The sequence below is a fragment of the Pseudoalteromonas sp. McH1-42 genome, from assembly GCF_022347845.1.
GTDB lineage: Bacteria > Pseudomonadota > Gammaproteobacteria > Enterobacterales > Alteromonadaceae > Pseudoalteromonas > Pseudoalteromonas rubra_D.
Genome location: NZ_JAKRFU010000002.1, coordinates 85,422 through 107,861, shown reverse-complemented (window position 1 = coordinate 107,861; position 22,440 = coordinate 85,422). Strand labels below are relative to the sequence as shown.

Here is a 22,440-nt window from a genome sequence, read left to right as displayed (position 1 = left end):
AATGCTTAAAAACGGGCCACTCTTTGAGTGGCCCGTTTTGGTTTTTGTATCCTATAATTCCAATCTGCTTTCTAATCATCCTGCTTCCTGTTAGACTGGCTGTATCTTTTAGTTTACTGAAGTAAATAATAGTTTACGGTATGGGAATGAGTCAAACATCTGAACTATCCTTGCTCAGGGAAAAAATTGACGCGTGTGACAGCGCGTTAGTTGACCTGCTCGCGCAGCGGCGTGAGCTCACTGAACAGGTAGGGAAAATTAAACAAGCCTCCGGGGCACCACTGCATGTACCGCAACGGGAAGCAAGCCTGATTGAGGCACGGCGAGCACAGGCTGAGCGCAAAGGGGTAAACCCGGATCTGGTTGAAGACATTTTGCGCCGTATGATGCGTGAGGCTTATGAAAATCAGCAAAGTGAATTGGCATGTGCAGCGCCGCAATTATCCCCTGTGGTGATTGTTGGTGGCGCAGGTGCTATGGGCCAACTTTTTGCTCGCCAGTTGCAACGCTCTGGGTACGAAGTACGGGTGCTTGATAAGGCACAGCAGGCCGATCAAGCAAGCATCCTTGCAGACGCCAGATTGGTATTGTTGAGTGTCCCCATCAATGCCTTAGAGCAAGTGATCCAGGACCTGCCAGCACTGCCTGATGAGTGTATACTCGCTGACATTACATCGGTTAAACAAGCCCCGCTACAGGCAATGATGAAAAAGCATCCCGGACCTGTGGTCGGATTACACCCGATGTTTGGACCAGATATTTCACACTGGGTTAAACAAACTGTTGTGGTGTGCGACGGGCGTGGGAATGAAGTTTACCAGGGACTGCTTGATCAATTACAGATCTGGGGCTGTCATTTGGCCAATATGGCTGCTAAAAAACACGATCAGGCAATGCAGATTATTCAGGTTATGCGCCACCTGACTACTTTTGTATATGGTCAGTTTTTGGCCCGGCAATGCCATACCCTGGAAGAACTGAGAAGCTGCTCATCACCAATTTACCAGTTAGAACTCATGATGGTCGGGCGCTTGTTCGCGCAATCAGGGGAACTCTATACCGATATTATGCTGGCCCAGTTTGATGAGGTCGAAGGGTTGCTTGCGAGCTATCAGGATACGTTTGAGCAAACCCTAACCAGGTTGCAGGCTGGGGACAAAGCCGCCTTAATGGCCGCTTTTGAAGAAGCGAAGGGTTATTTCTCGGACAGTGCCCAAACCTTTTTGCGCCAAAGCCGTGGTTTGCTCAATAAGGCCAACGACGCCAAGGTCATTTCATAATTGCCTCATATCAGAGCGAGGCAGACCTCGCTCTGAATACCTATACTTATTTCACTTAATACTAGGTCTATTTGAAGGAGCAAATAGGGCGCTAACAGCGTTAAAAATGTCTCATTTAGAACCTTTACTAAGGTATGAGTTCGCAAATTTTCGCCTTGCCTATAATGGACGTAGGTGCCTCAGCGATAGCAGGACGCGGGAGCGATGTTATCGCCCCTTTTTTCTCGCCTCAAAATAGCATACTTAATTAAGCAGATTGGTATTATACCACTTCAACAGCCTGCAAAGATTCGCTTTGATAGCAGCCGAGAATGCGCACGAACTGAGTATGCTCTTTTAGCGACTCCAGAGCACTTTGAACCAGCTTATCGGCGACATTGGCCTGCAGGTCAACGTAAAAGACTTCCTCCCAGGGGTTACCTGGTACCGGACGTGATTCCAGCTTAGTCATATTAATGTTGTGCTCTTTGAAAACCATCAAGGCATCGGCTAGCGAGCCGACTTTTTGTTTGGTTGCCATGATCAGGCTGGTTTTGGTCGGGATCTGTGTCGATACTTGCAGTGGCTGGCGTGCAACGACAATAAAACGGCTATGATTTTCAGCCTGGTTCGCGAGGCCTGTTTTGAGCACTTCCAGGCCAAATCCTTTCCCGGCCTGTGCTGAGCCAATGGCTGCACTATTCGGGGTATCGGCTGCCAGTTTTAGCGCACTGGACGTGGAATCACACGCTTCTTGTGTCAGGTCGCCAAGCCCTTCCAGGAAGCGACTACATTGTGCGAAGGGTTGGTGATGAGCAAAGATCTTGTTGATGTCTTTGAGCGTTGTGCCTTCTTGCGCCAGTAAACAATGTTCCACACTGTGCGTCACCTCGCCAATAATGGAAACCTGAGCGTGCTGGAGCAAATCAAAGACCTCATTGATACTGCCAGAGCTAGTGTTTTCAATGGGTAAAATACCGTAATCAGCCTGACCTTTTTCTACAGACTGAGTGATATCTAAAAATGTCTGGCATCCCAGTTCGATCAGGGTACCTGGACGGCGGCTAAAATATTTATGACAGGCAAGCTGGCTGTATGATCCTTGTCCGCCGAGATAAGCTACTTTATGTGTATCGCTCAACGACTCTGGGTTCAGGCTCTTTTGTAGCATCGCTTGCTGGTTTAATACTGAATCTTCCAGGATAACCTGAAAAACATTATTAATATAAAAAGGGTCCAGACCAAGAGATTTACCATAGTTGATGAGCTTTTCAAGTAGCGCAAGCTCACGGGCTTCGTCGCGGATCGGTTTGTTATTGGTTATCTTATATTCCAATACGCTATGGCTTAGTCTGCGGCGTTTTGCCAGCAGAATAAGCAGCTCAGAGTCAATTTCGTTGATGTCTTTACGCAGAGCATCCAAAGTATTTTGTGTCATAGGTCCTCACTCCCATTTTGCCAAAAAAAAGCCTCCCAGTGTGGGAGGCTTAGCTATCTGAACTTTACACGCAAACAGTTAAGCCTCTTCACCTAAAGAAGCTAAAAAAGAAAAAATAGTTGCGTGTTGTTAAAGTCATAAATCTGTCTAAATTTTGGTGCTTAATTTAATTAACGCTATTATTAGCACAGATCATTTTCATTATACAAGCCCGAATTGAGACATATCTGGCAAAGTGTTTGGCGAGGGTACTCATGATCTGGTATATTCTGCGCACTTATCATGAAAAAACTATAACTAGCTAAAAGGTTTATCGTGGGCTATCGACGACCTGTGTCTCGCTTTGGTTTTAACTCGCTCAGTGTCAAACTTCCGGTGTTAACTGCCGCTGTTTGTTTGATTGCCGGGGCAATTGCTGCTGCTCTAATGTTGAAAACCGAAGAAAAGCAGCTTGTTTATGAAGAATTTCATGAGTTGAGAGTGCAAAGTGAACAAACCCTGATGCACTTCTCTGAGTTTCTGACACTAAAGAAAAAGCTGGCTCAGCAAGCCAATATGGTGGTCAGTAGATCCTTGTTTTCAGAGCAAGCCGGACAAACTTCATCAGAACAGCAGGTGCAAATAAATCGACACGATGAGCGCATCAATAGTATTGCGGCTAACGGTATTTCTGCGGCCTACTTACCAGCCAAAAACTTGAACGAAAAGACTCAGGCATTACTTACCGAATCAGAGTTCGTCTGGAACTCTTTGTCACCTTTGCTATTGCAAGACTTTTTCAACTTTTATCTTCATACCACTGATGACTTTGTGCGGATTTCACCACCAAATTCTCTGCTAGTAGACGGCAAAGGAAACAGTCATTTCAGTATTCATGCGTTGCCACTGTTGCGCGAAGAGCTTAACCCCACTCGTCAGGCACTTTGGTCTGGGATCCATTATGACGAAGTCTGGAGTAAGTGGGTCGTGAGTGTGCTAGTGCCATTGTATGTTGACGACGTTTATCGAGGGTTTACCGGGAGTGATTTGGAGCTCGACGTATTACTGAGGCGACTCCCGAAAGTCACTGAAGAGTCTGCATACATTGTGTTTGATAAGCAGGGGCGGGTGTTATCTGCACCCAATATGGGCATCATTGCACATAATAATCGACTGGCAGACAAAGCTGCTTTACCTGCTGCTTTTCAGGAAATGATAGAAAATACGTTGCGCGTTAACTTACCTAGTCTGCAAAGTGAATTTGGGTATCAGCAGGAGTCTTATTTAGCGAACGTTGTTCACCTGACCGAGCTGGATTGGTATATCGGTTATTACAAAAAACGGGACTCGGCTTTGTTTGCATTGCATGATCTGAAGTGGAAGTTCTCTGGTTTGTTTATCATCTATGGGCTGTTTGTTTCTCTGTTGTTGCATCAGGTGATCTATCATTTGATCCTCAGGCGCATTAATCAATCTGTGGATACTCTGGTGTCGTTTGGCAAAGGTCAGCTTAATCACCCAGAATTGCCAGATGCTAATGATGAGCTGGGGATGCTAAACGCCTCAATCAATGATATGAGCGGTGAAACCCGTAAATTGATCCATGGGCTTAATACTCGTGTGTCGGAGAGAGAGTCCGCACAAAAGCAAGCGAACCGACTTGGTAAGGCCGTAGAGTTCTCGGGCACAGGGGTGTTAATTACTAATGACAGATTCAAGATTGAATATGTCAATCCCAAAATGCTGGAGATGACTGGCTTTAATGAAGCGCATTTCATTGGTGCGCCTTTGCTCGGCATTGTTTCGAAAGAGATGGCGATTATTGTCGATGACATAGACTTTGACCTTCGCAGTCGTAACTACTGGCGTGGTGATACACTGCTGCAAGGCGTTTCTGATGAACAGATCTGGGTGAGTCTGAGTATTTCTCCAATCAGAGAAGAGAATGGACGTATTTCCAGCTATGTGGCGTCGGCTCAGGATATTTCCTTTGTTAAAGAGAGCCAGCGGAAAATGGAAGAGCTGGCCTATTTTGATACCCTGACTGGTCTGGCAAATCGTACTTTTTTCCGTATGCAGCTGCGTAAGTCGATGGCACTGGCTGAGCGCGGGCATTATGCCTTTGCACTGTTTTATTTTGATCTCGACGAATTTAAGCGCATTAATGATACGCTGGGTCATGATGCCGGAGACCGGTTACTGGTTGAAGTGGCGGACAGGCTAAAACAGAGGTTGCGTGCGGAAGACACGATTGCACGCCTGGGTGGTGACGAGTTTGCTGTTCTGCTCAGCGGGATTGAGAGTCGCGAAAATGCGATGGACGTAGCACATACCATTCAGCGAACATTGGCGAAACCAATCCGGCTTGGCAATAATGAAGTGATTGTCAGTGCCAGTATTGGCATAACATTGGCTCCTTTTGATAGCAAAGAAGAAGAGCAGTTGCTGAAACACGCAGATTTGGCGATGTATGAAGCCAAAGCGAAAGGGCGAAATACATTCCATTTTTACTCGCAGGAGTTGGATGCGGCGGCCAACGAACGTTTGTATATCGAAAACGAGCTGCGCCAGGCCATTAAGGAAGGACAGTTCAGTCTGCGCTACCAACCCCAGATTGACAGCATTACAGAGCAAGTGGTCGGCTACGAAGCACTGGTGCGCTGGTATCATCCTGAAAAAGGGTTCATTGCACCGACAAAGTTTATACCCATCGCTGAGGCAACCGGTATGATAGTAGAGCTTGGCGCTTGGGTATTGCGTGAGGCTTGCCAGTTTTCGGCCAGGTTACGCCGCAGTGGCCGCACCGCAGATATTTCAATCAACCTGTCAGCTCGTCAGTTTAAAGATGCTGAGCTGATTGATAACATTGCAATGACATTAAAAGAGACTGGTCTGTCACCTCAGATGCTGCACCTGGAGCTCACGGAGAGTATGCTAATGGGAGACGTTGAAGCGGCAATCGAGCAGCTCCTGGAAATGAAAAAACTCGGTGTGTCTTTGTCCATTGACGATTTTGGCACTGGCTACTCTTCACTGAGTTATTTAAAACGCTTTCCGGTTGACGTACTCAAAGTAGATCGGTCCTTTGTTAAGGACATCCCTGAGGACTCTAATGACATGGAAATCACTGCGGCTATCATCGCGATGGCGCAAAAGCTCAGCATGAAAGTGATTGCAGAAGGAGTAGAAACTCAGGAGCAAGTGGCTTTTTTACAAAGAAACAATTGTTTTATCGTGCAAGGTTATTACTACAGCGCACCTTTGACCGAACATGAAATCTTAATGCAAAGTCAGCATCCGGATATTGGTCAGGGTAAACAGGCGCACTAGAGGATTGATCTGCGAAGTCGGCTCGGGGCGGACTTCGCACTGCGCCGAGGTTAGCCGCCGGCTATTTTAACCTTAAAGCCCTGCGCTTCTAACAAGGTTTTAAGCTTGTCGCGGTCATCTCCCTGGATCTCAATGATGTTGTCTTTGAGTGCACCGCCCTGGCCCATTTTACTTTTCAGGGTTTTTGCTAATTTTTTCAGGTCGTGTTCGGCAGGGTCGATACCCACAACCAGCATTACGCCTTTTCCTTTGCGGCCTTTTGTCTGTCGCTCTATTCGCACCGCGCCGTCTTTAAATAATTTCACTTCTGGTTCTTGCTGGCTTTCGGTATGTTTGATCCGGCCAGACTCGGTGGAGTACACCAAACGACTTTCTGACATTTTGCCTCTCCTGTATCAATCTTAATACCCTTATGGTAACAAAAAGCAGTATGAAGCGAGATAATTTTTTGGCTAATTTCACTTATCGGTTTATATTTAAAACAACATCATGGATACCAAAATTTAACCAAAGTAGGAGCTTGCGATGAGCCTGAGCAAAAATGCTTCAGCGGATGGAAAAACTCTAACGATTCAAATCAAAGGGAAATTTGATTTCAACTTGGTCCAGTCTTTTCGTCAGGCCTATGCCGACGTAGGTAATCAAACGGAGAAAGTGGTCGTTGATCTTCGCGACACTGACTACATGGATAGCTCCGCATTAGGTATGTTGCTCAACATGAAGAAGACTCTGGGTGATTCGGTATCTAGTATACAGATCAGTAATTGCAGACCCCAGCTGAAGAAAATCTTACAAATTTCACGCTTCGATAAAAAATTTGATATTGACTAATTCACGAGGGATTCGTGCATGTTAATTTTGGTTGTGGATGACCAGCCACTCAATTGTCGATTGCTACAAACCATGCTTGAGCACCAACACTACGACGTGCTGGTAGCGAATAATGGTCAGGAAGCGTTGAATTTGCTCTATGAGCACGATGTGGATATTGTTTTGTTGGACGTAATGATGCCAGTAATGGATGGCTTCGAGACCGCGCCCAAGATTAAAGAGTATGCAGGTGATGTATACTTGCCTGTGATATTCATCACCGCGCTGGAAGATCACGCCAGTTTTGAAAAGTGCCTTCATGTTGGAGGAGATGACTTCATACATAAACCGTTCGACAGAATTGTACTGTCTGCCAAGATCCGTGCGCATGCCAGAACGAGAAAGCTCAGTAAAGAAGCCCATGAGCAAAAGAAACAGCTAGAGTACCACTACAATCAAATCGAACGAGAACACGAAATCGTCGAGCATATTTTCCGTAATGCTTTGTCTGGGCAGCAAGATTTTGCGGATTTATGTGACTATCACCTGTCACCTGCCTCAATGTTTAACGGCGATATGTTCCTGATGGCAAAAAGCCCGATTGGTGGCTTTTACTGCTTGTTAGGTGATTTTACCGGACACGGCCTGGCTGCAGCAGTGGGGGCGTTGCCTGCATCTAAGATTTTTTACACTATGGTGCAAAAAGGGATGGCGGTGAATGATATTGCAGCAGAGCTTAATAGTTCATTGAATACGCTGCTACCCGGTCATATGTTTTGCGCTGCCGCTATTATAGAAATCAGCAGTTCCGGGAGAAACCTGTCTGCCTGGTTAGGTGGATTTCCGGACATCTATCTGATAGATGGTCAGGGGCAAGTACTTAAAACCATCGAGTCACAGCACATGTCTCTTGGGATACTCGACGAGGATGAGTTTGAGCGTAATACGCTGCACTTTGAAGTGGATGTGGGCACCCGTATTGTGATGGCAACGGATGGTATTATTGAAAGTGAGGCCCCGGATGGTGAATTATTTGGTGAGCAGCGTCTGATCAATGTACTGAGTTGCAAAGTTGATATCTCGACGAAGGATATTATTCAGCAAGTGCGCGAGTACAGTGGGCATAAAGAGCAGCAGGATGATTTGAGCATCGCAATTATTAACTGTCTGCCTGATACTTCCACGGAAGCCCTACCTCCAGAGTATTCAACTCTACCATTTAACATTAGTATTTCGCTGAATGCGCAACAGATGAGATATACCGATCCGGTTCTGGAGTTAGTAGATATCTTGTCGCAAGTAGAAGGTCTGCACGCGCACAGGTCAAATGTGTTCTTATTACTCTCTGAGGCATACAACAATTCGCTCGACCATGGTGTATTGGGATTGAAATCGGATTTGAAAAATCAGGACGATGGCTTTATTGAATATTATCAGCAAAGAGCAATAGCACTGGAAAGTCTCAAAGATGCGCTGATCATCATCAATGTGCGCTTCTGTCCGGAGGAGTTTTGCCTGGTTTTCAATATCTGTGACTCGGGAAATGGTTTCGATCACAGTTCAACGGCACTGCATCAATCGCAACAGGAGCATGGCAGGGGCGTCGAGTTACTTTCTGAGATTGCAAAAAGTGTGACGTATAATCAGGTCGGTAACGAGGTGGAGTTGGTTTATTCGCTTCGATGATATGATTTTGCCCTGTTGCTTCTCTTAATGAAAATAAAAAATTCTCATAACACGCTGGCATACCCCATTCGTCCATGTTAAATTTGATGGATATTTAGATGTTTGGATGGCCAAATGATTTCTACCTATCTTTCTCACTGTAATTTATCAATCAGCGAAGCCGCAGTGGCGGGTCAGCTCTCAGAGCTGGATGCATACCTTGATACCCATAGCCTTAGTGCAATATGGTCATACCAAATCCCTGAACTTGGCGAGGGGGGCAGTTGTAGCCTATTTGGTAATTTGCAGGAAGCGCCCTTCTTACTGACGGATTATGTTAGCCGTAACAATGAAAGCGAACAGCAGTTATCGCGTTTACAGACCATTGCTGGATACGTCAAAACTGCCACAGGGGTGGATTGGTTTGGGATTTATCAGGCGCGGTCGGCTGAAGGAATACAGCAGTTGTTAAAGCTGGCTTATTATGGTGCACCCAGTCGTCCTCTGTTTCCGATTACCGAGACGTTTGCTGCTACATCAAACAACATTCAGACGTATTTGTCTGAGCAGGCACGTGTGATCAATAACATCCCTGATTATGTGGCTCAGGGAGGCGAGTATTATACCTGCGACCCTAAAGTACAAGCAGAGGTGTGTTTGCCGCTGTTAAATCAACAGGGTGAGTGTCTGGGGATTATTGATGCAGAAGCTTTTGAGCAGGAGTGCTTCGATGAATACAAGCTGGCAGTTTTAGTTGCCGCTTGTCTTCGCTCGATTGAGTATCTTCCAAGCTAAGCGGGCTCGTCTTCGCGACAACTTATGTTAATATGAGCTCAGAGTTAACCCCGTGACAAACGAGTTAGAAAATCTCGTTTACGTTAATTAGGAAAAGAGAGAACCATGTTTTCAGAACTAAAACCACTTCCGACGGATCCAATCCTGGGCCTGATGGCCGCCTATAAAAAAGATACTAACCCAAATAAGATTGACCTAGGGGTTGGGGTGTATAAAGACGAACAGGGTCATACCCCGGTTCTGAAGGCGGTAAAAAAGGCTGAAGCGTTTCGTCTGGAAAATGAAACAACTAAATCTTACATTGGTTTAGCGGGTAACCTGGATTACTGCGACAAGATGGAAAAGTTGTTGCTCGGTAATGAACACCCGGCCTTACTGGCGAATCGTATCAGAACAGCTCAGGCGCCAGGTGGTACAGGTGCTTTACGTGTTGCTGCTGAATTTATTAAGCGTTGCAATGCAGATGCTACGGTATGGGTGACAAATCCAACTTGGGCAAACCACATTGGCTTGTTTGAAGCCGCTGGTCTGACAGTTAAAGAATACCCGTACTACGACTATGAAAACAAAGGCCTGCTGTTCGATGAAATGATTGAAGCGCTAAAGCAGGTACCAAAAGGTGACATCGTGTTACTTCACGCATGCTGTCATAACCCAAGTGGTATGGATTTAAACGCAGAGCAATGGCAAGTCGTTGCTGAGTTAGCAAAAGATGTGGGCTTTACACCACTTGTTGACATTGCGTATCAGGGCTTTGGAAGCGGCCTGGAAGAAGATGCTCAGGGTCTGCGTCTGCTAGCTGCTACGGTCGACGAGATGCTGATCTGTTCTTCTTGCTCTAAGAACTTTGGTCTTTACCGTGAACGCATCGGAGCATGCTCATTCGTTGCTAAGGATACGGCTGTGGCAGACGTGGCCAACTCCGTGTTACTCAGCGTTGTACGTAGCATCTACTCAATGCCTCCTGCACACGGTGCGGACATTGTGAACACTATTCTGGGTAGCGAGGAGCTGACTCAGGAGTGGCATCAGGAGCTGGCTGAAATGCGTGACCGTATTAATGGCCTGCGTAGCCTGCTTAAAGACAATCTGAATGCCAAAGATGCGGGACAGGACTTCTCTTTCATTGAAAGTCAGAATGGAATGTTCTCATTCCTGGGTATAAATAAGGCACAAATCGACAGATTACGTGAGGAATATTCAATTTATATTGTTGGTTCCAGCCGCGTAAACGTTGCTGGTGTGAGCAAAGAGAATATCGATTACTTTGCGGATGCCGTTGCTGCTGTTCTGAAATAAGCGTGTTTCTATTAAAAAGCCAGCTCTTTTATAAGAGCTGGCTTTTTTGTAAGTTTGGTCAAAGACATTAGGCTTGTTTGATGGCCGTAACCTTATCATCATCCCCTTTTTTGTTAGCGGATTTCTCTTCAGTGTCTTTCTTTGTTGACACTTTACCCCCTTTTAAGATGGCCATAAAATCGTCTTTTTGTTTGGCAATTTCCAGTGCAAGCGACTCAACCTGTTGCTCACTGAGTGGAACATCTACTTTTTCTAACATGCCTTCAAGCGCTTCTGCAACATCCAGCATTTTATCATAAGCATCAGCCTCTTTTTTGCTGGTAAATGTCATACGCTCTACTCCATTTCTTTCTACCACATACTTAACGATAACCGCCATGATCACTCTCCACGAACACTGTTTTTATGTACAGTAACTTGTCTTGTCAATAATTACAACTGATAAAGTGCTGTTATGTACCGATATAGCTGATCCAAGTGCAATAGCTCAACACAGTAAGCACTTATCTTATGTAGGCTTTATTAATAAAAACAAACAGATATTGCTAACCTGTTTGTTCTCAATGAATGAGGCCAGGTTGCTATTAGCATAGTTTGTAAAAATTAGCATAACAGAGTGAGATGAAAAATAAGCAACAAGAAAAGCAGACATAATTTTGACATATTTATCTGTATTTACTTTATTTTAACTGTGTGTGTACATTGTGATGCATACACGACGACATGGACATTTTAATTGAGGGATCTCACGATGAATATCAAAACACTCTTAGCGACATTGGCGTTATCTGCCGCACTTCCTATTATGGCTCAACCAGAGCAAACATCTGCAGCAACTCAGCAAGTTGCTGATGCTACGGTGAATGTAAACCGTGCCAGCACCGAAGAGTTAACCCGTTTACCTGGTATTGGCATGAAAAAAGCACAGGCGATTGTCCGCTCACGCGAAGAAGCAGGGGACTTTCAGGATATGGACGCATTATTACGGGTGAATGGCATAGGTGTGAACATCCTTGCCAAACTCAAAGGCAAGGTGACATTTTAGCGTTGTTCCAGATTAGTCTGGTCATCTCCAGGAGCAGCTTTGGCTGCTCTTTTTATTATTTTTTGGGGTAAATTTCCTGATTATTTATTTGTGCTTTGGTGATTTGTTGCTCAAGTTGTGATTTGAAATAGTCACGCTCTGATTCAGGTAAATACCTCAGATGCAGATCATAAAAACGCGATGTTTGGTACAGGTGCTGCAGTGCGACGTTGACAACTTTAAGGAACTCCCGGGTTTCGGGGGTGTCAGAGCAGGCAATGTGGCCAAGAACAAATGATGGATTGTTTGCTATCTCGATACTGTGTACTTGCTCAAGCGTCAGCTTGCTCGCATAGCGTTGAATTGTTGTCGGGTAAGTCAGAATAAAACTCACCCGCCCTCGTTCGAACATGGTGATGGTTGCCTTATAACTGTCACCGCCGGGACGTCTGATTAGCTGAGCTTTATCAACCCTGGCCAGTTGTGTATCCAGATAATCGCCATACGAGCGCTGTGCCTCCGTGAGCAAGGTCGTTCTGGGGTGTGCCTTGAGAAGGGCAATGAGATCAGTTAGTTGTCCTTGTTCGTTGAGAAAAGGCGCAAGTTCAATATTTAATGGTAAAAAGTACAGCCTGTGGCTGGGGTAAAGATGTACGGGTAAACTGAATAAATACTGTTTTGCTCGCTGCCGTGTTTTTATCCGGTTTAGGGCGCAAAAGGGCAGGTTGCTTTGTAGTAATTGATCGATGCGTGTACCCGGAGCTAGTAGCAAAGGCGGGCGGAAATAAGAGGGGGAAGTTTTTAAGATGTAATTTAGCACCAGGTTGTTTGAGTCTGTAGAAATATCGAGAGGCTGCTGTGAAAACACCATCTCGATGTCGAGTGGGTCATCACTAAGTAGCTGGATCTGAGCACTTGCTGAAAATGCAATCCAGGTATGTAAAACCACCATGCTCATGAGTAAAACAGACTGCGTGATTGTCATCATAATGTACATCTTTAAAACTGGTAAGACAGGGAGAGACCCCACTCTCTGGGAGGGGCCAGGTAATGCTCGGACACACCGAAGACCTCGGTAAAGTCATTGCCGCCAATTAACACGCGTTTATCCGTGAGGTTGCGAACAAACAGCGCAACTTCCATTTGTGCTGTGATAGCGTGACTGATCCGCGCGTTTAAAAGAGCAAAGCTGCCTTGCGCCCCAAGCTCAGTATTATATACATCGTTATACGTTTTGCTTCGAAAGCCCCAGTTGAGTGACACCTTAACTGGTTGCTGTTGTGCAATCGGCCAGTGGTAACGTAATCCCAATGCTGCAGTCCAACGCGGTGAGCGCATTAATGTGCTGTCTGTTGTTACCTGTGTGGCTGTACCGACTGAATCAAATTGTGCATCTGTGTATGATAGGTTACCTGAAAGGTGCCAGTCGTGTGCAGGTATAGCCTCAAAGCTGGCTTCAATGCCCCGAATACTGGTCTCTCCGACATTGTCGATAAAGATCTCAAGGCCGGCGTCTGTCGATTGGCCACCCCGTAGCTGCATGGCTTTGTGCTGCATATCAAAAGCTGCGACGCTGAGTTGAAGAGTATCTGCTAGCAATTTGGTCTTATAGCCCAGCTCATAAGCCGTCAGGTATTCGGGGTCAAATGGTTGAGCTGAGGTGGGTGAATTCGGAATGCCGTTAAATCCACCTGATTTAAACCCCCGTGATGCACTCAAATAGACGAAGTGTTTGTCGTTAAAGTGATACTCTAATCCGCCTTGCGGAGAAAACACTCGCCAGCTTCGTTCAATAGGGCCGCCGTTTTTTTGCCCCTGTGTTTGCTGCGTTCTGTCTATCAAAATGACCCCGGCATTGTCTGCGTCACTCTGAACCTGTTGCATCTTATCTTCGAACGTAAGCCGCCCACCAAGATGAAAAGCCCAGTGACGCGTCAGTGCGTATTTGGCATGGGTGTATATTGCGGTACTTTTAATATCCACTTCATTGTCAAAACCACTGTCTATGTCCAGGCCAATGTTGAGCGGGTTACCAGGCCCGCCTATGCTGGTGGGGTTATTCAGTGGTGAGCCATCTAATGGTCCTGGTACATTTTCCAGTGCCTGATATAACCCACCGATAAAGACCAGGTCGGTCAGATGATTGATGTGTTCATCAAAATGGAATAAGCCGACTAACCAACTGAGTTGATCGTTCAGGGCACTGCCGCTGATATTCAGTTCCTGGCTGAACTGAAACTGACGCTGAAAATCCTGCGTATCGCCAATGACAGCCGGGTTATTGTCAAAATCGCGACCATAGGTTGCGTAAAACTCCCGATAGGCCGTCAAGGACTTTATTTGCCACTGTTGTGGGGTTTGCCATTCGACAGAGAGCAAAGCACCGGATTGATCTAGTGTGTTAAAGTTTGTGCCGCGCGAAGCGCTTTGGTGTGCTGAACCGAAGATCTGTAGCGGCGGGTAAGGATCAGCAACGCCACTTTGTGTGACTAAGTCGTTGTATAGCACTAGCAAGTCGGCTTGGTCGTTTTTAGCTGCAAGGATAGATGGGGCGGAGCCTGAATTGATCCTGCGCTGATCCACAGATAATTGAGTCGTTAATTCAGGCGTCACCTGGTAGCGGAACTTGGCGCTGACCGCCCACTCATCTTGCCCACCTTCAAATTCGCCATTGTCACGCCTGACAAAACCATCCCGATTGAGGTGAGTGAATGTCAAACGGCTACTGAGTGAGTCGTTGAGTTCAAGGTTAGCGCGCATACGTACATCTCGGCGCTCAAAAGCGCCCAGCGTGATTTCGCCATCTGCAAAAGTATCTGCGATGGGGTCGTGTGTGTAGATAGTGACAGCGCCGCCTATGGTGTTTTTACCGAAAATAGCGCCCTGAGGGCCTCGTAGTACTTCTATCTGACGTACATCATACAGGTCAAAAATTCCCCCTGGGGAGCGTGCATAGTAAACCCCATCGAGATAAAGCCCCACACTGGGATCGACGGTGGGAAGCGGGTCAACCTGACCAATGCCACGGATGGTAATGTTGGCACAGTGTGTACAGCCAGAGTTTTCGCCGACCGTGGTGATATCTATATTGGGAATAAAATAAGCGGCTTCTAGCAAAGTATTGACGTTGCGTTCGCGCAGAAATTGTTCAGACATGACGGAAATAGAGACGGGTATAGCCAGTGCATCCTCTTTGACTTTTCGTGCCTCAACGGTTACTTCCATCAGCTCATCAATAGACAAAGCAAATACATCGTTGTCACTATCGGGCTGTGTATCGGCCCAGGATATTGAGCTAAACAGCACACAACTTGCGCACAAGTGCGCGATGCTGGGGAGTCTATTGTTCATTCAGTACCTTATTAATGACAATTATTCCTACTCCCTGGAGAATAATCCAGCTCTAATGACCCTATCTATCGGATCGTTGCCATTGAGTATAGCAGCTAAATTGTGGCTCGCAGGGCTGGTGTATAAACTCAACTAGGCAGAAGAATGTCGGCAGAGTGCTCAGTAAATTTCAATAATATGATGGAGTGTGTCGAATGCATTAATTTGTAACATTTGTATGTTTTTTGCACTTGTTGCTACTAGGGTACTTGTGATTTTATGGTCATGAAACAATCACCCAGAAGGAAGCTAAACTATGAAACTACAATTAAGAACCTGCAAGCTAAAGCGTCTAAATGAACAACATAAAGTACTAGACCAGGCTAACACACCTCAGATTGGGGGCGGATATACGACTAAGCCCTGGACGGTCTGGTGTGAAGAGTTAAGCAAAGGACCTGATTGCCGCGCATAGTGCCAGAGGCTGACGAGTAGTGAAGTGGTGCGGTGCACCACTTTTTTAGGGGTGTGTTTTACGAAACTCTGCAATCGCGTGGTGCAAATGAGGCCGGGCGAACTGTATTTCCAGTGGTACGGTGAGCAGAGGGTATGCCAATCCACAAACAAGTAGCACAGGTAACAGTAGCCAGCCCTCTATAAACGCCAGTGCCATAAACAGTGGCGTCAGTAGCAAAAGCTTGGCGATATTAAGCAAAATCTTGTGCGATGCCGACAGCTGGGCCAAAGCCAGTGCTTTGATACGTTGTTTATCGCGCAGTGCAAAGTCATTTAATTCGGCAAGTTTACTGAGTCTGAAAACCATTTACTTCTCATCTTTTAGCAATAAATACGGCGGCAAAGGCGATGAAACAGAGGCTGTAAAGTGCAAATATGACTTCCATCCAGCCTGGCATCGACAGACCCGCGAAAAACCAGTCTATATTACCACAATCGCCGGTTGCAGCGAAGAAGGCCGGGAGCCATTCATGCAGCGGCATAAAGCTTGGGAAATTAGGCACAAAGTCACAGGTAAAAGCAAAAGGATCTGTGGTGGTTTGCATACTAATGTGCTCTTTTGCCAGTAGCCAGCCCCAAATGGCCGACACGCCCCAGCAGATCATCGCAATGAGTCTCACAGGCAGGCTCGTCGGAGCAGCCAGTCCAATCAAACCAGCAGCGACAATACCCAGTGTGGCTGTACGCTGATAAATACACATGATGCAGGGTTCAAGACCCATCCCATACTGGAAATACAGGGCGATAGCTTCGAGCACAAAAGCAGAAAAAAACAATAAGCCCCAGGCTAGCCGGGTGCGAGAAAATTCAGCAAGTTTGTTTAACATAAGTGTTCCTTTTTTTGCCCATTATTATGGCTTTGTCAATGCATCCGGGCAACTGGTTTCAGACTAGTCGTGCAGTTTGACTGCTGAATGTAATATTAGTTTCAGGGACAGGCGTGTTTCAGAGGTCAAATGTGGTATCTTTTGTGGCATCAAATAGTAAAGGAAAAATAAGCAATGCAGTCAGTTGTGCGGGTCGGTGTAGCCGTGGTGATTAAACGCCGGGGGCAAATTTTACTGGGTGAACGCATTGGGGCACATGGCGCCCATACCTGGGCTACGCCTGGCGGTCATCTTGAAGTGGGAGAGAGTATAGAGCAGTGTGCGCGACGTGAAGTACTGGAAGAAACCGGGCTTGAACTGACCCGGGTCACGCGGTTGGATTACACTAATGATGTGTTTGAGAGCGAAGGGAAGCACTACATCACCTTATTTATGTTGGGGGAGTGCTTAGAGGGTGAAGCTCAGTTACTGGAACCTGAAAAATGTCTGCAGTGGCGATGGTTTTCACCCGATACTTTGCCACAGCCCTTGTTTTTATCTTTGCAGAATCTATTGGCTCAAAACCCCTCTGGGCTGAGCTAAAACGCTGAGAGACAGGTGTCATTTCAAGATCTCATTTTGGCAAGTAGCGCGACAACCTGCCTGTTATTTGCGTTTTTATTGTTGTCTTTGGAGCACAAACTACGCAAAAGCAGTCGTTATCTGTTGAGCTATTTTGCGTTAATTGGACTGGTACAGCTGGTGGATATTGCCAGTGGTACGAGTGACACCTTGCACCTTTTTATCGTGCCAATGGCACTGATGCTGGGTCCGCTTTTTTATCTATACGTGGGTTCTCAGACCCCTAATCAGACTGCTAGTCAGCGGCAGCGGTGTTTACTCTTCTTGCCTGCAGGCTTATTTTTGTTGCACATTGTGCTGGTTAAAACGGCAGTCCTTACAGCGCCGCTAATAGCGCATAAAACAGCTTTGCTCGTGCTAGCGCCAGCGGAACTAGTCTATGTCATTGCTGCTTATTTCAGGCTAAAGCAAACATCACAACTACTCCGCCAGGCACCTGGCGCCCCTGAGCCTGTCAAACTCAGCTGGCTTCACTCTTTGTGTTATCTCAATATGCTGATCTTGGTGTTTGAAATTATCTATCATATTTCACACTCAACCGGAGCGTTATCAGTGGCGCATAGCAGAGTGTTCATCAATACCGCGTTGCAGTTGTTTTTACTTCTGATAGCCTGGCATGTGATCCGTTCACCTGAGGTTATCTACACCGAACAGCAACGTTTGGCAGTACGCAAAAAATATCAGAAGTCGGGATTGACGCCAGCGCTGTCAGCTTATTATGGGCGTAAGCTGGATACTTTGATGAATGATGAGCAACTATTTCTGGACAGTGAGCTCACCTTAAGCACATTGGCTGAGCGAGTTGGACTCAATCAGCACAATCTGTCGCAGCTATTAAATGAACATGTTGGCAGTCGCTATCATGATTATATTAATGGGTGTCGTGTCAGGCATGCCGCAGAGTTGCTCACAACCACAGACTGTTCGGTGGAAGAGGTTGCGTATCGCTCAGGGTTTGGTACCCGGGCTGCATTTTATGCGGCATTTAAAAAGCACTATCAGCTTACTCCCGCAAAATGGCGTACTCAGTCTCAGCGACCTGACAGGTTGCGCCAGAGTAATTCAACGGGTCCAGATGAATAGTGTTTTAGCCATCGTTTTGACCCGTATAATTGAATAGCCCAGATGACTATGATGGTCAAAACAGCATCTGACATCCTGGTAGTAGCAAAAAAGCCTAGTCCGTAAAACCACAAGGTGCACATCAGGCTTTGCAGTAAATAATTACTCAAAGCCATACGGCCTACCTGAGCGATATAATCTAGCCAGGGTTTCAGCCACGCTCGTTTACTGATATACGCCAGTAAAGCCATATAGCCGCATGCAGTGAGTACGGATCCCCAGTAATTCCAGAGTGTATTTTTGAAAAAGTACTCCGGGAATTGCCAGTGCTGGTGCTGGTTAAGCCACAGCCCGGTGAAAGATAAAACCATGCCAGCAGGGGTCGCAAGCAGCGCCATATTGCGATAGCAGCGACAAGACAAGTGACCCGATATAAACCCGAATCGATAGAGCGCAAGGCCAATTAGCATCAAACCCGATACTCGAAATACTCCCCAGGCAGGAAAAGTCGAGAGGTGAAACTCGGCGGCTAGCTGCGCACGCATGCTGACTTGCTCTGACCAACCTGAAGTGAAAGCGTCCAGTTCGGCCTGATTGACGAGTACGGAATGGGCAAAGTGTTGTGCAACGACTTCGGACAAAACCGGGTCTGGCAGGTGTTTGAGTGCATTAAATGTCATCAGGTTGTTGGCACTACCAGCAGCCAGTATCAGTAATCCAAACAGCAGCGTTAACAAAGCAGGCACGCGGACAAATAACATGGGGAGTAGGCCACACAGAGCATAATAGACCAGAATGTCACCATGCCAGATCAGGTAGGCATGGATCAGACCAATGAGCAGCAGAACGGCCAATCGTTTCAGGTAGTAGCCATAGGGTGATTTGCCCACGGCCAGTTGTTTATCGCAAATAAGGGCAGTACTGGCCCCAAACAGCATGGAAAAAATAGCCATAAATTTCTGATCGGCGAAAAGGTACTGTGTCTGCCACCAGAGATGTCCACTGATAGATTGGTCTGTGTGTGCCAGGGGGGAGAAATAAGCGGCATAGGGTTCAGAGAAAAGACGAATATTCATCAACAGAATACCGAGGACGGCGGTGCCCCTGGTGACGTCGAGTAAAGTTTGTCTGGGTGGGTTCATTGTAATGCTCAGCTAAATTTAAATTATGCCGAACGCTAACATGTTCAGATCGTCGGCTTGCTTAATCTGACCGGAATTGACATCAATGTACACTGAAAATATGCAAGTGAAACATTTAACTGTCTGATATTGTTAGTTATAAGTTCTGATTGGCCATAGCATTTAAAAAAGCGGTTAAAGCTTACTTTTTTGTGGTTTTAGGCGCTTTCCGGCCAGTTTCATGAGTCGCTGAAAAGTCGGACAGGCCAGATGATTAGGCGCCGGGCAGTGCGCAGCATGGTGAAGGCTGTCTCGAATGGCTTGCATAGAGGCAATTTGTTTATCCAGCTCTGCGGTTTTTTGGCGCAGCAGGGCGCGGTCTATGTCTACCCCCTTGGGCAGCAGCATCTGGCCGATTTCATCCAGAGATAAACCGACATAGCGACCTAGGTTTATGAGTGCGAGCTTCTCCAGCACTGTGGCGTCGTAATAGCGGCGCAGCCCGCGTCGACCAGCGCTGTGGATCAGGCCTTTTTGTTCGTAATACCTGAGCGTGGAAGGTTTTAGCCCGGAGGCTTTGGCGACATCGGCAATATCCATGTGTTTCTCTTTGATCTGAAATCGAAGGCAAAGTGTGCTTATCAGTACTTGACCTAAAGTCGACTTTAAGTTGTAGCATGGTTTATATCACTTGACGAGAGGAGACCGTGATGAATTTTGATCCTATGTGGGATGTTCGCTTTGCTGCATCTGATTATGCTTATGGCACAGAGCCGAATGACTTTTTAAAGGCGAGAGTAAAGCAGCTTAGAGGCAAACGTATATTGAGCCTGGCAGAAGGAGAGGGGCGTAATGCAGTATATCTGGCAAAGCTGGGTTTTGAGGTAACGGCTGTTGATGCCTCAATTAAAGGAATAGAGAAAGCGCGGCAGCTGGCAGAGGCGATGAATGTGCGGGTCCAGTTTATTCATGCTGATTTGGCTGAGTTTGAACTGGGTACAGAGCAATGGGATAGTATAGTGTCGATATTTGCACCGTTTGCGAGGCCTGTGCGCGCGCAACTACATTTGCGTGTGATAAGAGCGCTTAAACCCAATGGGGTATTTTTAACGGAAGCTTATGCACCTGAACAGATCCGGTTAGGGACGGGGGGTGGAAATGATGTGGAAACCATGCTGAGTGCGACCCAGCTAGCTGAAGAATTACCTGGGCTGGACTGGGCGTACCTTGAACAATTAGAGCGCCCGGTCGTAGAAGGACAATATCATACTGGGCAGGCTGCTGTGGTTCAGGGGATTGGCGTTAAACCTTAATGTACCGGTAAAAAAGTATGGCGACTTGGCCAGGTGTGTTCCTTTATTCGTGCTTTTTCTTCATGATGTTATTTGAGGTTGCACCGTGGTACAGATATGCCTTGTTAGTTCTAAATCATCTGGTACAATCAGTGGATTATTGAGTTGCAGAAGCCTGTCGGTGTGCTACGCACAGAACCACAGGCTTGTCGACGTACTTTATGTTGTCAAAAGTGGTGTTAAATGAGAATCTTTAAAGCCAAGAGCCCAGCAGGTTTTGCTGAGGAGTATATTGTCGAGTCAATTTGGAATGGCGAATTTCCTCCCGGCTCCATTTTACCAGCCGAACGTGAGCTGTCAGAGCTTATTGGTGTCACTCGCACCACCTTGCGTGAAGTATTGCAGCGTCTGGCGCGTGATGGCTGGCTGACTATCCAGCATGGTAAACCAACGCGGGTAAACAATTTCTGGGAAACGTCAGGACTGAATATTCTTGAGACACTTGCGCGGCTGGATGAAGACAAAGTGCCCGAGTTGACCGATCAGTTGCTGTCTGCACGTACCAACATCAGTGCTATCTATACTCGTGCGGCCATTAAGTTCAACCCTCAATCTGTGGTCGACATTTTGTCTAAGCATGCTGAAGTTGCAGATACAGCAGAAGCGTTTGCTGAATATGACTACCGGGTTCATCATCAACTAGCTAGTGCCGGCAACAATAAAATTTACGTGTTGATCCTTAACGGATTTAAAGGGCTCTATTCAAAGATTGGTTGTCATTACTTCTCAGATCCGCGCACCCGCGAACTTGCTCGTGAGTTTTATGCTGATTTGACAGCGCTGGCAGAAAAAGGCGAGCACGACGGCGCGATTACACTGATGCGTCGATACGGTCATCGCTCAGGTGAAATTTGGCAGCAGCTACGTGGCGACATGCCTGATGACATCATGGATTAAGGGTTAACAAACCTATATGAAGAAGCACCGCAGGGTGCTTTTTTTGTGTGCCCGAAAAATAGCAGTGGTGATGGTTAATCATTGTGCCATCAATTTATTAGATGGCTGCTATCGGATAATTCGATTGTATCCTTTTGAAGGAACAGCATAAACTGAGCGCCAAATAATACCAATTGGTATAAGGGTTGTTTTTTTATAAAACGCCTCAATAATAAGTGACAATTCACAGTGATACAGAAAAACATTGCCTTACTGGCCATGTTGCTCTGTGTGAGTGTGGAACTTTGGAACTCAAACTAACTATTTGGAGATAACAATGGGTGTATTAGTAGGCCGCAAGGCACCTGACTTTACAGCAGCAGCAGTTTTAGGTAACGGTGAAATCGTAGATGGTTACAATCTACATGAGCGTATTAAAGGTAAAAAAGCGGTTATTTTCTTTTACCCACTAGACTTCACTTTCGTTTGTCCTTCTGAGCTAATCGCATTTGACAAGCGTTACGAAGAATTCCAAAAGCGTGGTGTTGAAGTGATCGGTGTTTCAATCGATTCTCAATTCTCTCACAACGCATGGCGTAACACCCCTGTAAACGAAGGCGGTATTGGTCCGGTTAAGTATGACCTGGTTGCTGACGTGAAGCACGAAATCTGTCAGGCATATGATGTTGAGCACCCAGAAGCTGGCGTTGCTTTCCGTGGTTCATTCCTGATCGATTCTGAAGGTAATGTACGTCACCAGGTAGTAAACGATCTGCCTCTGGGCCGTAACATCGACGAAATGCTGCGCATGGTTGACGCGCTGGCGTTCCACGAAGAGCACGGTGAAGTATGTCCAGCTGGCTGGACTGAAGGCAAAAAAGGTATGGACGCAAGCCCTGAAGGTGTTGCTAAGTTCCTTTCTGAAAACGAAGGCGACCTGTAAGCTCGACTTTGTTGTTCTGAAAAAAACCCGCTTTGTGCGGGTTTTTTTATACCCCGATTTTGCCTTGTCATGATGCACGTCCTATCGACCATTTGTGATTGAGACGTTTGATTAACTCAACTGAGCCATACGCCAGCATTAAACTGATAACTGGCGTGACCAGCAGGCTAAATAGTGTCATTTCATTCAGCAT

At 46.4% G+C, this 22,440-nt stretch carries 23 protein-coding genes; 13 read left to right on the top strand and 10 right to left on the bottom strand.

What is annotated here, in order from left to right; translation table 11 throughout:
- Positions 1-146 precede the first annotated feature (146 nt).
- Positions 147-1,280, top strand: coding sequence for a bifunctional chorismate mutase/prephenate dehydrogenase (gene tyrA / locus MHN31_RS02545; RefSeq protein ID WP_239443379.1), 1,134 nt, complete (start codon positions 147-149; stop codon positions 1,278-1,280).
- 262 nt (positions 1,281-1,542) lie between these two features.
- Here the strand turns inward: tyrA and MHN31_RS02540 are convergent, their stop codons facing one another.
- Complete coding sequence (locus tag MHN31_RS02540) at positions 1,543-2,697, bottom strand: chorismate mutase (RefSeq protein ID WP_239443378.1); 1,155 nt, start codon at positions 2,695-2,697, stop codon at positions 1,543-1,545.
- Positions 2,698-3,012: 315 nt separating this feature from the next.
- Between MHN31_RS02540 and MHN31_RS02535 the strand changes: the two genes are divergently transcribed.
- Positions 3,013-6,006 carry an EAL domain-containing protein gene (locus MHN31_RS02535; RefSeq protein ID WP_194866858.1) on the top strand — a complete coding sequence of 998 codons (2,994 nt, stop codon included), beginning with the start codon at positions 3,013-3,015 and terminating at the stop codon, positions 6,004-6,006.
- A gap of 50 nt (positions 6,007-6,056) precedes the next feature.
- Here MHN31_RS02535 and MHN31_RS02530 read toward each other — a convergent pair whose 3' ends face one another.
- A complete protein-coding gene (locus tag MHN31_RS02530; RefSeq protein WP_125560080.1) occupies positions 6,057-6,386 on the bottom strand; it encodes a stress response translation initiation inhibitor YciH in 330 nt (109 codons plus the stop codon).
- Positions 6,387-6,531: 145 nt separating this feature from the next.
- On the opposite strand from MHN31_RS02530, the gene MHN31_RS02525 reads away from it, so the two are divergent.
- From MHN31_RS02525 to MHN31_RS02510, 4 genes are all read left to right on the top strand, one after another.
- A complete protein-coding gene (locus tag MHN31_RS02525) occupies positions 6,532-6,837 on the top strand; it encodes an STAS domain-containing protein (protein WP_010382395.1) in 306 nt (101 codons plus the stop codon).
- A gap of 18 nt (positions 6,838-6,855) precedes the next feature.
- Positions 6,856-8,502, top strand: coding sequence for a fused response regulator/phosphatase (locus MHN31_RS02520; RefSeq protein ID WP_239443377.1), 1,647 nt, complete (start codon positions 6,856-6,858; stop codon positions 8,500-8,502).
- A 114-nt stretch (positions 8,503-8,616) separates the two neighbouring features.
- Positions 8,617-9,276: a GAF domain-containing protein gene (locus tag MHN31_RS02515; protein ID WP_239443376.1), complete on the top strand. Its 660-nt coding sequence runs from the start codon at positions 8,617-8,619 to the stop codon at positions 9,274-9,276.
- Between the two features lie 105 nt (positions 9,277-9,381).
- Positions 9,382-10,575 carry an amino acid aminotransferase gene (locus MHN31_RS02510; protein WP_125560086.1) on the top strand — a complete coding sequence of 398 codons (1,194 nt, stop codon included), beginning with the start codon at positions 9,382-9,384 and terminating at the stop codon, positions 10,573-10,575.
- Positions 10,576-10,642: 67 nt separating this feature from the next.
- Here MHN31_RS02510 and MHN31_RS02505 read toward each other — a convergent pair whose 3' ends face one another.
- A complete protein-coding gene (locus MHN31_RS02505) occupies positions 10,643-10,954 on the bottom strand; it encodes a YebG family protein (RefSeq protein WP_239443375.1) in 312 nt (103 codons plus the stop codon).
- Between the two features lie 372 nt (positions 10,955-11,326).
- Between MHN31_RS02505 and MHN31_RS02500 the strand changes: the two genes are divergently transcribed.
- Positions 11,327-11,620, top strand: coding sequence for a ComEA family DNA-binding protein (locus MHN31_RS02500; protein WP_239443374.1), 294 nt, complete (start codon positions 11,327-11,329; stop codon positions 11,618-11,620).
- 55 nt (positions 11,621-11,675) lie between these two features.
- On the opposite strand, the gene MHN31_RS02495 is transcribed toward MHN31_RS02500, so the two are convergent.
- The gene (locus MHN31_RS02495; RefSeq protein ID WP_125560088.1) at positions 11,676-12,587 is read right to left on the bottom strand and encodes a hypothetical protein; all 912 of its coding nucleotides are present in this window, start codon (positions 12,585-12,587) and stop codon (positions 11,676-11,678) included.
- A gap of 11 nt (positions 12,588-12,598) precedes the next feature.
- A complete protein-coding gene (locus MHN31_RS02490; protein WP_125560090.1) occupies positions 12,599-14,950 on the bottom strand; it encodes a TonB-dependent receptor in 2,352 nt (783 codons plus the stop codon).
- A 295-nt stretch (positions 14,951-15,245) separates the two neighbouring features.
- Between MHN31_RS02490 and MHN31_RS02485 the strand changes: the two genes are divergently transcribed.
- Entirely contained in the window at positions 15,246-15,404 is a 159-nt protein-coding gene (locus tag MHN31_RS02485; protein WP_239443373.1) for a hypothetical protein, read from the top strand.
- 45 nt (positions 15,405-15,449) lie between these two features.
- Here MHN31_RS02485 and MHN31_RS02480 read toward each other — a convergent pair whose 3' ends face one another.
- Both MHN31_RS02480 and dsbB read right to left on the bottom strand, forming a co-directional pair.
- Positions 15,450-15,752, bottom strand: a complete 303-nt coding sequence (locus tag MHN31_RS02480; RefSeq protein WP_138537579.1) for a hypothetical protein — start codon at positions 15,750-15,752, stop codon at positions 15,450-15,452.
- Positions 15,753-15,759: 7 nt separating this feature from the next.
- Positions 15,760-16,272: a disulfide bond formation protein DsbB gene (dsbB, locus tag MHN31_RS02475; protein WP_125560093.1), complete on the bottom strand. Its 513-nt coding sequence runs from the start codon at positions 16,270-16,272 to the stop codon at positions 15,760-15,762.
- A gap of 174 nt (positions 16,273-16,446) precedes the next feature.
- On the opposite strand from dsbB, the gene MHN31_RS02470 reads away from it, so the two are divergent.
- Positions 16,447-16,854: an NUDIX hydrolase gene (locus tag MHN31_RS02470; protein WP_125560095.1), complete on the top strand. Its 408-nt coding sequence runs from the start codon at positions 16,447-16,449 to the stop codon at positions 16,852-16,854.
- A gap of 15 nt (positions 16,855-16,869) precedes the next feature.
- Positions 16,870-17,976 (top strand): AraC family transcriptional regulator, encoded by a 1,107-nt coding sequence (locus tag MHN31_RS24340; protein WP_239443372.1) that lies wholly within the window; start codon positions 16,870-16,872, stop codon positions 17,974-17,976.
- Here the strand turns inward: MHN31_RS24340 and MHN31_RS02460 are convergent.
- Both MHN31_RS02460 and MHN31_RS02455 read right to left on the bottom strand, forming a co-directional pair.
- Positions 17,925-19,097, bottom strand: a complete 1,173-nt coding sequence (locus tag MHN31_RS02460) for a DUF418 domain-containing protein (RefSeq protein WP_239443371.1) — start codon at positions 19,095-19,097, stop codon at positions 17,925-17,927. The genes MHN31_RS24340 and MHN31_RS02460 overlap by 52 nt on opposite strands.
- Before the next feature lie 174 nt (positions 19,098-19,271).
- Positions 19,272-19,676 carry a helix-turn-helix domain-containing protein gene (locus tag MHN31_RS02455; RefSeq protein WP_239443370.1) on the bottom strand — a complete coding sequence of 135 codons (405 nt, stop codon included), beginning with the start codon at positions 19,674-19,676 and terminating at the stop codon, positions 19,272-19,274.
- 110 nt (positions 19,677-19,786) lie between these two features.
- Between MHN31_RS02455 and MHN31_RS02450 the strand changes: the two genes are divergently transcribed.
- From MHN31_RS02450 to MHN31_RS02440, 3 genes are all read left to right on the top strand, one after another.
- Positions 19,787-20,389: a class I SAM-dependent methyltransferase gene (locus MHN31_RS02450; protein ID WP_239443369.1), complete on the top strand. Its 603-nt coding sequence runs from the start codon at positions 19,787-19,789 to the stop codon at positions 20,387-20,389.
- A 222-nt stretch (positions 20,390-20,611) separates the two neighbouring features.
- Positions 20,612-21,325, top strand: coding sequence for a fatty acid metabolism transcriptional regulator FadR (gene fadR / locus MHN31_RS02445; RefSeq protein ID WP_125560101.1), 714 nt, complete (start codon positions 20,612-20,614; stop codon positions 21,323-21,325).
- A gap of 316 nt (positions 21,326-21,641) precedes the next feature.
- Positions 21,642-22,247 (top strand): peroxiredoxin C, encoded by a 606-nt coding sequence (locus MHN31_RS02440; RefSeq protein ID WP_010382361.1) that lies wholly within the window; start codon positions 21,642-21,644, stop codon positions 22,245-22,247.
- 67 nt (positions 22,248-22,314) lie between these two features.
- Here the strand turns inward: MHN31_RS02440 and MHN31_RS24155 are convergent, their stop codons facing one another.
- Positions 22,315-22,440 carry a hypothetical protein gene (locus tag MHN31_RS24155; RefSeq protein ID WP_257721229.1) on the bottom strand — a complete coding sequence of 42 codons (126 nt, stop codon included), beginning with the start codon at positions 22,438-22,440 and terminating at the stop codon, positions 22,315-22,317.